The sequence below is a fragment of the Streptomyces guryensis genome (genome assembly GCF_021261325.1).
GTDB classification, from domain to species: Bacteria; Actinomycetota; Actinomycetes; order Streptomycetales; family Streptomycetaceae; genus Streptomyces; species Streptomyces guryensis.
The window spans coordinates 760,931-775,455 of sequence record NZ_JAJSBI010000001.1 but is presented as its reverse complement, the minus strand read 5'-3'; the positions used below and the strand labels follow the sequence as shown (position 1 = coordinate 775,455).

The window sequence follows — 14,525 nt, the reverse complement described above, 5'->3', positions numbered from 1 at the left end:
CACCCGATCGTCGTGCAAAGGAGCACCAACGATGACAAGCACCACCACCGTCGCCGGCCGCCCGCAGCGGTCACGGCTGAGCCGTCTCATACGGGAGCTGTGGTTCCAGGTCGTACTGGCCGCCGTCCTCGGCATCGCCGTCGGCATCCTCGCGCCCGGGCTGGGTGAGGATCTGAAGCCGCTCAACGACTGGTTCATCGCGCTGGTCAAGATGATCGTGATCCCGGTCGTCTTCTGCGTGGTGACCACCGGCATCGCCTCCATGGACAACCTGCGCAAGGCGGGCCGGATCGGTGTGAAGGCGATCGGCTACTTCCTGGTGCTGTCCCTGGTGTCCATGCTGATCGGGCTGGTCGTCGCCAACATCTTCCAGCCCGGCTCCGGCCTGCACGTCGACCCCTCGTCACTGAACGCCGAGGAGGTGCCCAAGGCCGCCACCGAGCACGCCACCTTCACCGGCTTCGTCTCCTCCCTCATCCCCGCCTCCCTGCTGGGCGCGATCACCGGGGACGCGATCCTGGCCGCGCTGATGGTCTCGATCGTCTTCGGTGCGGCCCTGAACATGGCCGGCGAGGAAGGGGCACCGCTGACCCGCGGCATCAAGGCGCTGTCGGACGTCGTCTTCCGCATCGTGGGCTGGGTGATGCGGCTCGCACCCTTGGGCACCTTCGGCGCCCTGGCCACCGTGGTCGCCACCTACGGCGCCGAGAGCCTCAAACAGCTCGGCTACCTCATCATCCTGTTCACCGCGACCTGCGTCGTCTACGTCCTGGTCGTCCTCGGCGCCATCATGCGGGCCTGCCGCCTGAGCCTGTTCGGCCTCATCCGCTTCCTCAAGGCCGAACTGCTCGTCGCCCTCAGCACCTGTTCCAGCGAGGCCGTACTGCCCCAGCTGGTACGCAAACTGGAGATCCTCGGCATCGGCCGGCCCGTGGTCGGCATCGTCATCCCCTCCGGGTTCTCCTTCAACCTGGACGGCTCCGCGGTCTACCTCACGATGGCCTCCCTCTTCCTGGCCCAGGCCATGGGCATCGACCTGTCCTGGCAGCAGCAGCTGATCATGGTCGGCGTCATGATGCTCACCAGCAAGGGCACCGCCGGGATCGCGGGCGGCGCGTTCATCGTCCTCGCCAGCACCGTCACCGCGGTCGGCCACATCCCGCTCGCCGCCCTCTCCCTGATCGTCGGCATCGACCGCATCCTCAACGAGGGCCGCGTCTTCATCAACGTCCTCGGCAACGCCGTCGCCGCCATCGTGATCGGCAAGTGGGAGAACGACTTCGACACCGAACAGGCCCGCAAGGTCCTGCACTCCCGCACCACCACGGCGCCGCAGGCCCAGTCGGACACCACCAAGGTCGGCGCCGACAAGTAGCCGTACCCATCGAATGCAGTCACCCCTCGACGGCGTACACGTCACCCACCGGCGGCACCCTCCAGGCCGCCGCACACCAGGACGGATGAGGACCCTTCCAGTGCGCACGCCCGGCGTCGCCTACTCGATGGCCATCCGCCTCGAAGTCCCGCGGCAGGCAACGCGGTCCTTCAGCTGACGGCCACTCTGGAGGCGCCAGGCAGTTCGGTCACCACCCTCGACGTCGTCTCATCCGACGCCGACCGTCTCGGCATCGACGTCACCATCGCCGCCACCTCCACCTGCACGCCGCGAGATCGTCGAACAGCTGCGCGACATCGGGAGCGTTCACGCTCGGCAAGGTCTCCGACCGTACGTTCCTGATGCACCTCGGCGGCATGATCGAGACAGCGTCCACCCCATCCGCAACCGTGACGACCTCTCCATGGTCTACACGCCGGGGCGTGGCCCGCGTCTGTACGGCGATCGCCGAGAACCCCCGAGGACACCCGCCGTCTCACCATCAAGCGCACCTCCGTTGCGGGTCGTGACGGACGGCTCGGCCGTGCTGGGCCACGACGACATGCCCGGGCCCGGTACTCATCGGCCGGACGGCCGCCCGGGACGTCGTCTCGGAACCCGGCCTTGTGCCGGCTGTCACCTCGCCTGCACCCGTTCGGCGGCCGCCCTCGACCGGGCGGCGGCATTGAGGAGCTCGCGCGAGGCGCCACCCGCCGACACGCCTCGCCGGCCTTGGCCCTCGCGGCTTCCCGCCGTCGGGCGATCTGTCCGCAGAGGCCAAACGGGGGAACCCGTGCAGGTGAATCACGGGAGGTCAGACTCGTCACGGTAATTGACTGGGTACGAAGGTATCTCTTAACGTACCCATATCACCGCAACGCCGTCGGCTCGACGAGGAGCACCGATGCAGCACCTGTACGAGATAGATGTCCAAGTTCCGATGCGTGACGGCGTAGCCCTGGCCGCCAACGTGTGGCATCCGGTCGAGGGCAAGGCTCCGGCGCTGCTCGTGCGCCTGCCGTACGGCAAGGACCTGTTGGGCATCAGCTTTGCCTCCATGCCCAACCTCGGGACTCTGCTGGAAGCCGGCTACGCGCTGGTGGTGCAGGACTGCCGGGGCACCCACCGCTCGGAAGGCGAGTTCGTTCCCCATCTGGCGGACCGAAACGACGGCGAGGACACCGTCGCCTGGATAGCCGACCAGCCGTGGTCGGATGGCACGGTGGGCATGTACGGGGCTTCCTACGGCGGGATGGTCCAGTGGGAAACCGCCGTGACCGGCGCCCCGGCTCTCAAGGCGATCGCGCCGACCTTCACCTCGATCGACAACTACGAGGCGCCCTGGTACTCCGCGGGCGGTGCCCTCTCACTGAGCCTGGTCACGCTGTGGAATGCCATGATGTACGCGGCCGACGCACAGCGCTCCCTGGCGGCCGGCGAGGACACCCTGTCCCAGCTGCAGGAGCTCGGTCAGGCGGTGCTGTCCCACGAGTCTCTCAACGATGTGCTGCCGACGGCGGAGGTGCCGGTCCTGGCGGCGTACGGGAAGTGGTGGGACGACTGGATGTCCCACCCCTCCCACGACGGGTACTGGGACGCCATGGAGCTCACGTCCGAGCTCAAGAACGTCACTGCCCCGGCGCTGAACATCGGCGGCTGGTACGACCTCTACATCGGGCAGACCCTGCGCACCTACACGACCGCCTGTAGGCAGGCAGGCAGTGCGCAGGCGCGTGAGGGGCAGCGGCTGATCATCGGTCCGTGGGACCACGACCCCTCCTCGACAGGCGTCTACCGCGACCGTTCCTTCGGTCCGCTGGCCAGCGCCCAGATGGTGGGCCTGGGCGACTTGCAGCTGAAGTTCTTCGACCGCTGGCTGCGGGGCGACACCACCGCTCTGGACGGCTTGGCGCCGGTGAAGATCTTCGTCATGGGCATCGACCAGTGGCGTGATGAGCAGGAGTGGCCGCTGCCCGACACGAGGTGGACCGACTTCCACCTCACGAGCGCCGGCCACGCCAACACCGCAGACGGCGACGGGGTGTTGACGACCGAGGCGCCTGCCGGCGCCGGGCACGAGACCTACCTCTACGACCCGCGCCGCCCGGTTCCCTCGGCCGGCGGGGCGTCCATGCCGACGACCCCGGGATTCTGCGGCCCGGTCGACCAGCGGACCGTCGCCGGCCGCGAAGACGTCCTGTGCTTCGCAACGCCCGTACTCGACGAGGCTGTCGAGGTCACCGGTCCGGTCAGCCTCACCCTGTTCGTCTCCTCCTCGGCGGTGGACACCGACTTCACCGCCAAGCTCGTCGACGTCTTCCCCGACGGCAAGGCGATCAACCTGTGCGACGGGATCCTGCGCGCCCGCTACCGGGGCGGCCTCGCCACGGAAGAACTCATGGAACCCGGCACGGTCTACGAGATCACCATCGACATGACCGCCACCTCGAATGTGTTCCTTCCCGGTCACCGCATCCGCGTGGACGTCTCCAGCAGCAACTTCCCCCGCTACGACCGCAACACCAACACCGGCGGCGTCATCGCCCGCGAGAGCGAGGAGCAGATGATTCCCGCGGTCAACCACATCCATCACGGGCCGAGCCACCCCAGCCGTCTGGTCCTGCCGATCATCGACCGGAAGGACCAGCAGTGAGCGCCGCCGACCGAGTCACCGAACTGAACGCGACATTCACGGCACCCTCCCTCGACGTGGCATGGCTGCTGTGCGACCGACACCCCGCCGACCGCGTCGCGATCACCGTGGTCGACAGCGACGGCAAGGCTTCCGCTCTGACCTTCGGCGATCTCGCCGCGGACTCGCACCGCTGTGCGCGGGCGCTGCAGGGGCTCGGGGTCGGTCCGGGTGACCGGGTGGCGACCCTGATGGGCAAGGGCACCGACCTGGTCACCGTCATCCTGGCGATCTGGCGGCTCGGCGCGGTCTACGTCCCGCTGTTCACCGCGTTCGCGCCCCAGGCCATCGCCCTGCGCCTGGAAGGCTCCGGTGCGCACGTCGTGGTCGTCGACCCGGACCAGCGCCACAAACTCGACCCCGGCCCCGACATGCCGGACGACCCCCGGCGCCGCGTCGTCGTCACCGGAAGCGGCGCACAGCACGGCGACGTGTCGCTGCCCGACCTCATCGCCACCGCGTCACCGGAGCCGGTGCCCGCCGTCACCACCAGCGGGGACGGACCCCTGGTGCACATGTTCACCTCCGGCACCACCGGCAAGCCCAAGGGAGTCATCCACCCCGTCTCCTACATCGCCGGATGGCAGGTCTACCTGGAGTACGGCCTCGGTGTCACCCGGGACAGCAGCTACTGGTGCGCCGCTGACCCCGGCTGGGCTTACGGCCTGTACTCGGCAATCGTCGCCCCGATGGCCGCCGGCATCCCCAGCCTGCTGCTGTCCGGCGGATTCTCCCCGGAGACGACCTGGCGCACCCTCGTCGACCACCGGGTCACCGACTTCGCCGCCGCCCCGACCGTGTACCGGGGACTGCGCTCCTCGTCGGTGCCGGTGCCGCAGGGGCTGCGGCTGGAGCGGGCGTCCAGCGCGGGCGAGCCCCTGACCCCCGAGGTCAACGAATGGGCCGGTACGGCGCTCGGCCTGGCCGTGCACGACCACTTCGGCCAGACCGAGGTCGGCATGCCCCTGGCCAACCACCACCACAGCGAACTCGCCCGCCCCCTCAAGACCGGATCGATGGGCCGGCCGGTACCCGGCTGGAGCCTGACCGTCCTGGCCGACGAGAAGGACGAGCCCGCCGGACCGGGCGTGCTGGGCCGGGTCGCGATCGACGTCACGGCGAGCCCGCTCATGACGTTCCGCGACTACCAGATCCCCGGGCAGAGCGCTTCCAAGTTCACCCCCGACGGCCGCTACTACCTCACCGGCGACGCCGGGCGCGTCGACGCCGACGGCGACTTCTTCTTCTCCTCCCGCGACGACGACGTCATCATCATGGCCGGTTACCGGATCGGCCCGTTCGAGATCGAGAGCGTCCTGGCCCAGCACTCCGCCGTCGCCGAGTGCAGTGTCATCGGCGCACCCGACGAGGTCCGCGGCGAGGTCATCGAGGCGTACGTCGTCCTGCGCGAGGACCACGACGCCTCCCCGGACCTGGCCACCGAGCTCCAGCTGCTGGTCAAGACCCGCTACGCCGCCCACGCCTACCCGCGCACCATCCACTTCATCGACGCCCTGCCCAAGACGCCCAGCGGCAAGACCCAGCGCTACCTGCTGCGCAGCCGCCGGCGCACCGAACTCTCCAGCCGAGAGGCACAGTGACCACCGACACGGACCCCCTCCTCGTCGAGCAACGCGGCACCGTCCGGTGGCTGCTGCTCAACCGCCCCGAGCGGCGCAACGCCCTCAACGCCGCTCTCATCGAGGCCCTGGACAAGCAGATCACCAGCGCCGAGGCCGACCCCGGCACCGCGGTCATCGCCGTGGCCGGCAACGGGCCGAGTTTCTGTGCCGGCGGGGACTTCCACCAGTTCCTCCAGCTGCACGAGCGGGGCGACAACCCGGTCGACTTCCTGACCGACGTGTCGGCCTGCTTCAGCCGCATCGCGGCCAGCCCGAAACCCTGGGTCGCCGTGCTGCACGGTCACGCCGTCGCCGGCGGCCTCGAACTCGCGCTGGCCTGCGATGTCGTCGTCGCCGCCGACACCACGCTCATCGGCGACGGCCACGTCATGCGGCGGCTGGTACCGGCCGGCGGGTCAAGCGTCCGGCTTCCCGGTGCGGTTGGACGCGGACTCTCGCGCTGGCTCCTGCTCACCGGCGAACTGCTGCCCGCGACCGCCTTCGCGCACACCGGCTGGATCCGGGCGATCGTGCCCGCAGCCGACCTCGACGCCACCGCAACCCGCATCTGCCGGCAACTGGCCGACCAAAGCAGCCCGGCCCAGCACCGGCTCAAGACGCTGCTGCACCGGATCGACGGGGCCGCCCCCGAGCACGCTCTGTGCGAGGAACTGGCCACCTTCGCAGACAACTGGTCGGCGAGCTCGGTGGCCGACGCCCTGCGGGCCTTCCTCGCACCCCGGACCACGAAAGCAGACACCACGTGAACCGCTACCACGGACGCGTCGTCGCCATCACCGGCGCCGCACAAGGCCTCGGCCTCGCCATGGCGACCCGCTTCGCCGCCGAGGGCGCCACCGTCGCGCTGGCCGACGTCAACGCACAGGCCCTCACCGACGCCGCCCGGACCATCACCGACGCCCACGACGCGAAACTCCGCACCGACGTGGTGGACGTGACCGACTCCGCCCAGGTCAACGCCTGGATCACCGGCGTCACCGACGAACTCGGCCGCCTCGACGTGCTGATCAACAACGCCGGCATCATCCGCGACAACCGCGTCGAGGACATCACCGACGACGACTGGCACGCCGTCATCGACGTCAGCCTCACCGGCGGCTTCCACTGCGCCCGCGCCGCGTTCGGCACCATGAAACGCCAGGGCTACGGACGCATCGTCAGCTTCTCGTCCATGTCATGGCGCGGGAACTTCGGCCAGACCAACTACGTGGCCGCCAAGGCCGGCATCGTCGGCATCACCCGCACCCTCGCCCTCGAAGGCGCCCGCCACGGCATCACCGCCAACGCCATCGCCCCCGGCCTCATCGAGACACCCATGCTCGCCTCCATGAACGGCCCCGCACGCGACAAACTCACCAACAAGGTCCCGATGCGCCACACCGGCAGGCCCGAGGACATCGCCGAAGCCGCGGCCTTCCTCGCCAGCGAAGCCGCCGGCTACATCACCGGCATCGTCCTCGACGTCGACGGCGGCATCTCCATCGGATCCTCCATCCGGTAACCACGAACCCGGCGGAGGAACAGGTGATCACCAGCCCGTCAGCCTGCGTCGCCCGGCCCGACCACACTCGCCGGGCCGTAGTGACAATGCGAGCACGTAGTGGTCTCGATGGTCCTTGGGGCCGGGAGGTATAGATGCAGGGTGTAATCGTCACCGCTTTCGAGGGTCCTGACGCCCTGGTCGTACGAGAGCTCCCGGAGCCGGAGGTCCAAGAGGGCCAGGTCCTCATCGACGTCGAATGGGCGGGCGTGGTCTTCCCAGACCTCCTGCAGACTCGCGGGGAGTACCAGACGCGTCCCGAACTGCCGTTCATCCCCGGCTGGGAAATGTCCGGAACGGTCCGCACGGACGGTGCCGGATTCCGTGCCGGTGACCGCGTCGCAGCGCTGCCGGTCACCGGTGGCTTCGCCCAGACAGCCGCCGTCGACGCATCGATGGTCTTTCCTCTCCCGGACAACGTCGACACCCGCCGTGGCGCGGCCCTGCCCCTGAACTACCTGACCGCACATTTCGCCCTCATGCACCGGGGCGCTCTCCGCCCTGGCGAGGTCGTCCTCGTCCACGGCGCCGCGGGCGGAGTGGGCAGCGCGGCCTGCCAGCTGGCCGCGGCGTACGGCGCACGCGTCATCGCGGTCGTGTCCACCGACGAGAAGGCCGAACTGGCCAGGTCGGCAGGAGCACACGAGGTCGTACGTGTCGGCGGATTTCTCGACGAGGTCAGGACCCTCACCAACGGCCGAGGCGTCGACCTGGTGATCGACCCCGTCGGCGGCGATCGCTTCCCCGACTCGCTTCGTGCGCTACGGCACGGCGGGGGACGCCTCCTCGTCCTGGGATTCGCGGGCCGGGGCATCCCCACGGTCAAAGTGAATCGTCTGCTGCTGACCAACACCTCTGTGCTCGGAGTCGGGATGGACGAGTACTGGCGGCAGGACCCGGAAGCCGCCCGCGTCTACTGGCACGAACTGTGGCCCTTGCTGAAGTCCGGCCGACTGGACCCGCCCATCTCGTCCGTTTTCCCCCTGGAACAGGCGTCGGCCGCGCTGAAGCACCTGGACCGGCGAGAAGCCCTCGGCCGGACACTGCTGCAGGTCCGTACCTGAGGACACCTCGGAATCGTCAGGCACCGCACCCCCAGGGACTTGCCACCAAGCCTGGGTACGTCAGGCGATACGCTAGTACCCATTGGTTGGGGTGGCCTTCCGGCCCGGACGGCCACCCGCCGCTTCAGGCGGAGACGCTCATGGGAGACTGCTGCGGTGACGGCCCAAACTGACTCGCGTGACCGACGCCCACGCCGAACGGCGCGCAGACGGGTCGTCGACACACACCGGCGGGACGAACTGCTGCGCCAAACCGAGGCGATCATCCTGACCGAAGGCTTCACCGCGGTGACCATGGACGAGCTCGCCCAGCGACTGGGGTGCTCCAAGGCCACGCTGTACAGCCTCGCCTCCACGAAGGAACAGCTGGTCCTGGCGGTCACCCGCGCCTTCTTCCGGGACGCGACAGCCGAGATCGAACAGGCTGTCCAGGCCGAGCCCGACCCCAGGCAACGCATCCGCGTCTATCTCACCGGCGTCGGCACGGCCATGCGCCGGCACTCCCACGCCTTCTACGACGACATGGTCGGCTACGAACCGACCGCACAGATCTACCGCACGAACTCCGCCGCCGCTGCGCACCGGGTCCACGAACTGATCGAGGAGGGCGTGCAGGCCGGCGTCTTCCGCGCGCTCAACGGGCACTTCGCGGCCCAGGTCGTGGCCGTCACCATCGATGCGGTTCAGTCGGGGGTCCTCTTGGAGAGCACCGGCCTGACCGCCGGCGACGCCTTCTCCGAACTCGGTGACCTCCTGCTGGACGGGCTCAGTTCGGAACCGGGCGCATCCGCGCCTCCTTCCACGGCTGTGCGCTCGCCCAGGGACCAGATCTCGGCGCCCAGGTAGGGACCCGTTCCGTTCCCTGTGTCGGCCAACGACCGCGTCAACACCAAAACCAACCGGATCGCGCCAGATGCACGGACGAGCAGGCTTCACTCGCCTTCGCCAGCGCACCCTCCTCCGATAACGGCACACTCCGTCACCACCGAATGTGAGACATCGCCGTTCAGTCGACACGCCCCCGAGTGTCAGACCGGAGTGTTCTGCGGCAGATCCGCGAGCTGACCGATGTCTGGGGCTTCGAGGGGTTGTTCGGCCCAGATTGTCTTTCCGGTCTGGCCGTAGCGGCTGCCCCAGCGTGTGGTGAGCTGGGCGACCATGAAGAGGCCGCGGCCGCCTTCGTCGGTGGTGCGGGCGCGGCGCAGGCGGGGTTGGGTGTTGCTGGAGTCGGTGACTTCGCAGACGAGCACCTCGTCGCGGATGAGACGCAGGCCGATGGGTCCCCCGCCGTAGCGGACGGCATTCGTGACGAGTTCGCTGACGACGAGTTCAGTGGTGAAGGCGGTCTCTTCCAGCCCCCACGCAGCCAGCTGGCGCATGGCTGCCTCTCGGGCGTCGGCAACGATGGCGGGATCGGCGGGGAATTCCCAGGCGGCGACGGCCTCTGCCGGCAGGGCGCGGGTTCGGGCGAGGAGCAGGGCGATGTCGTCGCGGGGCGGGGGGTCGTCGGCGTCTGCCAACAGGGCGTGGCCGGTACCGTCCAGGGAGCGTTCCGGGAGGTAGTACGCGGGCAGGCGGTCGCTCAGGTGCCGGAGAGCCACATCCGGGTCTTGGCTGTCGCGTGTGGTCAGCCCGTCGGTGTACAGAGCCAGGACGCTGCCGGGTTCAAGGTCGACGGTGGTGGTCTCGAAGGGCATGGCGCCGACGCCGAGCGGGGGTCCTGGGGAGACCTTGAGCACGTGTGTGGTTCCGTCGGTCCGGAGCAGGACGGGGGGCGGGTGGCCGGCGCTGGCCAGGGTGCAGCGGCAGTCGATGGGGTCGTAGACGGCGTACAGGCAGGTGGCGCCGACGCTGTCCCGGTGTTCCGGAGCGGCCTCGGCGGAGAGCCGGGCGACGAGGCCGTCGAGACGGGTGAGCAGTTCCGTGGGCTCGAGTTCCAGGTCGGCCAGGGTTTGGACGGCGGTGCGCAGGCGGCCCATGGTGGCGGTGGCGTGCAGGCCGTGGCCGACGACGTCGCCCACGACGAAGGCGGTTCGCAGCGAGGGCAGTGGGATCACGTCGAACCAGTCGCCGCCGATCTCGGCTCCGCCGCCGGCGGGCAGGTAGAAACCTGCGGTCTGGGCCGCCGGGGTGTCGGTGGTGGCGCGCGGCAGCAGGCGCTGCTGCAGGGCCACGGCCACCCGGCGCTCGCGGGTGTAGCGGCGGGCGTTGTCCACGCTGATCGCGGCCCTGGAGGCGAGCTCAGCCAGCAAGGCCGCGTCGTCCTCGTCGAAGGGCTCGGGCCGCTCGGTACGCCACATCGCGACGTTGCCGAGCACGAGACCGCGCGCGAACATCGGAGCCCAGAGGGACGAGTGCCCGTCCTTAGGGGTGAGCAGCCGGAACGCTTCCGGGTCGTCTCTGAGTATGTTTCTCATCGTCTCCCGGTCGATGATGACGGCCTCACCGCGCTGGTAGCGCCGCAGATGGGCCCCTTCCGGTATCCGGGGAATCGCCGCTCCCGGCTGGAGGAGCGTGGCGGGGTAGGGAGCGGAGCCCGCAGCCACCGCTACCCGGCGTAGGTTCAGATATCCGCCGAGGATCTTGGGGGGCTCGTCCCCCAGCAGGACGGCCTCGGCGAGATCCACCCAGGCCAGGTCCCCGAGGGCGGGGACCAGGACGTGCGCCAAGTCCTGGGCAGTCTGGTTGACGTCGAGGGAACCGCCGATCCGGGCGGCCTGGTGGAACACCTCGAGCCGGCGGCGGGAGCGCCGCTCTTCCTCGGCGTCGGTGTACAGCACGGCCACCCCGGTCGGGTTTCCCTGGGCGTCTTCGAGACGGACGGCTGACAGGGAGACGCACTCCTGCCGCCCCGGAACCTGCGGAGAGCGCATCGGCTGCTCGTGCCCGATCAGCGGCACCCCCGTCTCCAGCACCCGGCGCAGCGCCGCGTGCGGCGGGGACATCACGTCCGCCGGCCGTCCCCCCAGCGGCAAAGCGGCGCTGGGGAACATCCCGGGCGTGATATTGGTCCGCACCAGCTTCAGATCCATGTCATGGATGCCGACCCCGATCCGGTCCTGGGCGAGCAGCGCCCGTCCGAGGGCCGAGTCCTGTTCCGACGTGGTCACAGAGCCGCTGGGAACCGCGAGAACGAAGATCTCGGTGCACGCTTCCAGCGGCAGCGCCCGGAAGTCGACCTCAACCACGCCGCCCGAACGGTGCCGCAGTACCGCCCGGCCCGCCGCAGGCATGACGACCTTGCCGTGCCCGGCCCGGCAACCCGCGGAGCCGTCCGCGAGCAGGTACCCGACCGGCTTTCCGCAGACCTCCGCTGCCGTCCGGTCCAGCATGTCGACGGCCGTCCTGGACCAGCGCAACACGACCCCCTCCTCGTCCAGCAGGGCCGTCGCCACGCCGTCCGGCAAGGACAGATCAGGGCCGACATGCTGGTAGGAGGCACTCATCTCTCGCTCCCATCGCCTGGTGAGGCTACGCCCAGTATGTGCGACTCAGGCAGGACCCTGCGAGGGCTGCACTGGGACAGCGCGCATCACGAGATGTTCAATGCCGACGGCTTCCCCCTTGAGCCTCGCCTCCGAGGCGGGTACGTTAGCTGATTATTGAGTACCGTGAAGCGTACCCGAGGAGGGGGCATGGACCCGCAGCCGACCAGAAGCGCCGAGCGTGCCGGCGCACGGGTCAATGAGTTCGTCGAGGTCGCGCAATGCGCTCAACGCCCCTCTCGCCGACGCACTCACCGCCGCACTGACCGAGGCCGAAAGGGATACCTCGACCAGCGCGGTCCTGGTCACCGGGTCGGGTCCGAGCTTCTGCGCCGGTGCGGACCTGCAGCACCTGCCGGCTCTGGCCGAGGCGGGCGCGCCGCCGGTGCCGTTCCTGCGCACCGTCTCCGACCTGACCCGCCGCCTTGAGCGCAGCGCGCATCCGGTGGTCGCGGTACTGCACGGTCAGGCCGTCGCGAGTGGTCTGGAGATCGCGCTGGCGTGCGACGCCGTCGTCACGGAGCCAGGCACGCTGATCGGCGACGGGCACATCCGCAACCATCTGGTGCCTGGCGCTGGGTCGGCAGTGCGAATGCGCCGCAAGCTGGGCGATTCGCTGGGCCGATGGCTCGCCCTCTCCGGCGAGCTGCTTCCCGCCGAGCGATTCCTCGATACCCGGTGGCTGCACGAGGTCGTCGAGCCCGGACAGGGCGCTGACGCCCGTTCTGCGCGTCGCCGAGATCTTCGCCGAGGCCGCGAATCCCGAGAAGACCGCTTTGAAGCGTCTCCAAGGTGCCGCTGCGCCACACCGGCGACCCCATGGACATCGCCGAAGCCGCCGCCACCTCTGCTCACCCGCCGCCGGCTACGTCACCGGCGTCGTCCTTGACGTCGACGGCTGGCTCGGCATCGGATCCTCCGTCCGCCGATCCCCGTCGATCCCCGCCATGTTCGGAATGCGGGCCCCCACACAACGCGCCATACGGGCTGGCTGCCAACAGTTCAGCCCCCTGTCAAAGGAGACACATGCGCCAGATCGAGATTGAGTTCGACGTTCCCGTGCCGATGCGGGACGGCACCGTGTTGCGAGCGGATGTCTACCGCCCGGCAGGTGAGGGCCTGTTTCCCGTCATCGTGCAGCGCACGCCGTATGACAAGTCGGTCTCGGTCGCGGATGTGTTGCTCGATTTCCGGCTCGCCGCGCGGAACGGGTACATCGTCGTCAACCAGGACACCCGTGGGCGGGCCGTCTCCGACGGTGAGTGGGTGCCCTGGAAGTACGAGCGGGAGGACGGGTACGACACGATCGAGTGGGCCGCGTCCCTGCCGGGCAGTAACGGCAAGGTGGGCATGGTCGGCGGGAGCTATCTCGGGTCCACCCAATGGAGCGCCGCGATCTCCGGCGCCCCGCACCTGGTTGCGATCACACCGTCCATCACGTGGGCGGACCCGGCAGACGGTCTGCTCTTCCGTGGTGGTGCGATCGAGCTGGGCGTCAACGCGCTCTGGGGTGCTGTCACCGCGCTGGGGCAGTACCCGAAGGAAGGGCTCCCGGTCGAGGAGCTGATGGGCAGGATCGGCGCGGCCATGGCTGATATCGACGATTTGGCTACCGTCGGCTACTGGGGGCTGCCGTCCGGAAACCTGCCGTTGATCGTCCGCACAGGTCAGCCCGACCTCGGAGTCACCCGCGCGCTCGCCGACCCGGCGACCCTCGCCGAGTCACGTGTCTCCGATCACTACGCCAAGCTGGAACTGCCCAGCCTGAACATCGCGGGCTGGTACGACATCTTCGGGCAGGGCAGCCTCGACAACTACATCGGCATGCGCGCTCACGGCCGCGTCGCCCGGCTCATCGTCGGTCCGTGGCACCACGCCCTTACGGTGAGTGACACCCTCGGTCCGGGCAAGGTCGGAGAGGTCAACTTCGGTCTCGCGGCAGCGGGCCCGTTCGGCAAGCCCCTAACGGATGTCCATCTCGAATGGCTGGACCACTGGCTCAAGGACGGACCCGCGACGTCGGCCCATGAGTCAGGTGTGATGATTTTCGTGATGGGTGTCAACCAGTGGCGCCTCGAAGAGGACTGGCCACTCGCTCGCGCGAGGGATACCGCCCTCTATCTGGGCGAAGACGCGACCCTGTCCTGGGAGTCGCCGACCGACGAGAACGCCGAGTCGGACTTCACCTACGATCCAGCCGACCCTGTGATCACCCGTGGCGGCAACCTCGTCATGTCGAGCGAGTTCCCCGCAGGCGCCTTCGATCAGCGCGTCACCGAAGAGCGTGACGATGTGCTCGTGTTCACCACGCCACCGCTGGAGGCCGACGTCGAGGTCACCGGGCACGTATATGCCACGCTCTTCGCGGCAACGGACGGTCCGTCCACGGACTGGGTGGTCCGCCTGTGCGACGTCGACGAGAGCGGGGTGTCCCGCAACATCGTCGACGGCATCACCCGCGTGAAGACCGACCCGTCGCGCATCGACGAGATCGAGGTCGACCTGTGGTCCACGTCGAACGTGTTCAAGGCGGGGCACCGCATCCGCGTCCAGGTGACCTCCAGCAACTTCCCGCGCTGGGACCGCAACCTCAACACCGGCGAACCGGTGACCGAAGGGACGACCGCGCGCGTCGCCCAGCAGCGCATCTTCCACGACCGCTCACGGCCGTCACACATCCGGCTCCCCATCGTCGCCGACTGACCGGTGCGAAGTGAAGGACCGGG

10 protein-coding genes and 1 pseudogene are annotated in these 14,525 nt (G+C 69.2%); 10 read left to right on the top strand and 1 reads right to left on the bottom strand.

Annotated features, from left to right (window positions below; all coding sequences use genetic code 11):
- The first annotated feature begins 31 nt into the window (after window positions 1-31).
- From LJ657_RS03660 to LJ657_RS03625, 8 genes and pseudogenes are all read left to right on the top strand, one after another.
- Window positions 32-1,375 (top strand): cation:dicarboxylate symporter family transporter, encoded by a 1,344-nt coding sequence (locus LJ657_RS03660; protein ID WP_232646707.1) that lies wholly within the window; start codon window positions 32-34, stop codon window positions 1,373-1,375.
- A gap of 85 nt (window positions 1,376-1,460) precedes the next feature.
- Window positions 1,461-1,928: pseudogene (locus LJ657_RS03655) on the top strand (NAD-dependent malic enzyme); the annotation flags it as partial.
- A 351-nt stretch (window positions 1,929-2,279) separates the two neighbouring features.
- Window positions 2,280-4,028, top strand: coding sequence for a CocE/NonD family hydrolase (locus tag LJ657_RS03650; RefSeq protein WP_232646706.1), 1,749 nt, complete (start codon window positions 2,280-2,282; stop codon window positions 4,026-4,028).
- The gene (locus tag LJ657_RS03645; protein ID WP_232646705.1) at window positions 4,025-5,668 is read left to right on the top strand and encodes an AMP-binding protein; all 1,644 of its coding nucleotides are present in this window, start codon (window positions 4,025-4,027) and stop codon (window positions 5,666-5,668) included. The genes LJ657_RS03650 and LJ657_RS03645 overlap by 4 nt, the downstream gene beginning before the upstream one ends.
- Window positions 5,665-6,456, top strand: a complete 792-nt coding sequence (locus tag LJ657_RS03640; RefSeq protein ID WP_232646704.1) for an enoyl-CoA hydratase/isomerase family protein — start codon at window positions 5,665-5,667, stop codon at window positions 6,454-6,456. The genes LJ657_RS03645 and LJ657_RS03640 overlap by 4 nt, the downstream gene beginning before the upstream one ends.
- The gene (locus LJ657_RS03635) at window positions 6,453-7,211 is read left to right on the top strand and encodes an SDR family oxidoreductase (RefSeq protein WP_232646703.1); all 759 of its coding nucleotides are present in this window, start codon (window positions 6,453-6,455) and stop codon (window positions 7,209-7,211) included. Before LJ657_RS03640 ends, LJ657_RS03635 begins: the two co-directional genes overlap by 4 nt.
- Window positions 7,212-7,345: 134 nt before the next feature.
- Window positions 7,346-8,314 carry an NADPH:quinone oxidoreductase family protein gene (locus tag LJ657_RS03630; protein WP_232646702.1) on the top strand — a complete coding sequence of 323 codons (969 nt, stop codon included), beginning with the start codon at window positions 7,346-7,348 and terminating at the stop codon, window positions 8,312-8,314.
- A gap of 156 nt (window positions 8,315-8,470) precedes the next feature.
- Window positions 8,471-9,160 carry a TetR/AcrR family transcriptional regulator gene (locus tag LJ657_RS03625; protein ID WP_232646701.1) on the top strand — a complete coding sequence of 230 codons (690 nt, stop codon included), beginning with the start codon at window positions 8,471-8,473 and terminating at the stop codon, window positions 9,158-9,160.
- A gap of 182 nt (window positions 9,161-9,342) precedes the next feature.
- Here the strand turns inward: LJ657_RS03625 and LJ657_RS03620 are convergent, their stop codons facing one another.
- Window positions 9,343-11,760 (bottom strand): SpoIIE family protein phosphatase, encoded by a 2,418-nt coding sequence (locus tag LJ657_RS03620; RefSeq protein WP_232646700.1) that lies wholly within the window; start codon window positions 11,758-11,760, stop codon window positions 9,343-9,345.
- A gap of 220 nt (window positions 11,761-11,980) precedes the next feature.
- On the opposite strand from LJ657_RS03620, the gene LJ657_RS03615 reads away from it, so the two are divergent.
- Both LJ657_RS03615 and LJ657_RS03610 read left to right on the top strand, forming a co-directional pair.
- Window positions 11,981-12,688: an enoyl-CoA hydratase/isomerase family protein gene (locus LJ657_RS03615; RefSeq protein WP_232646699.1), complete on the top strand. Its 708-nt coding sequence runs from the start codon at window positions 11,981-11,983 to the stop codon at window positions 12,686-12,688.
- Between the two features lie 137 nt (window positions 12,689-12,825).
- A complete protein-coding gene (locus LJ657_RS03610) occupies window positions 12,826-14,502 on the top strand; it encodes a CocE/NonD family hydrolase (RefSeq protein ID WP_232646698.1) in 1,677 nt (558 codons plus the stop codon).
- Window positions 14,503-14,525 lie beyond the last annotated feature (23 nt).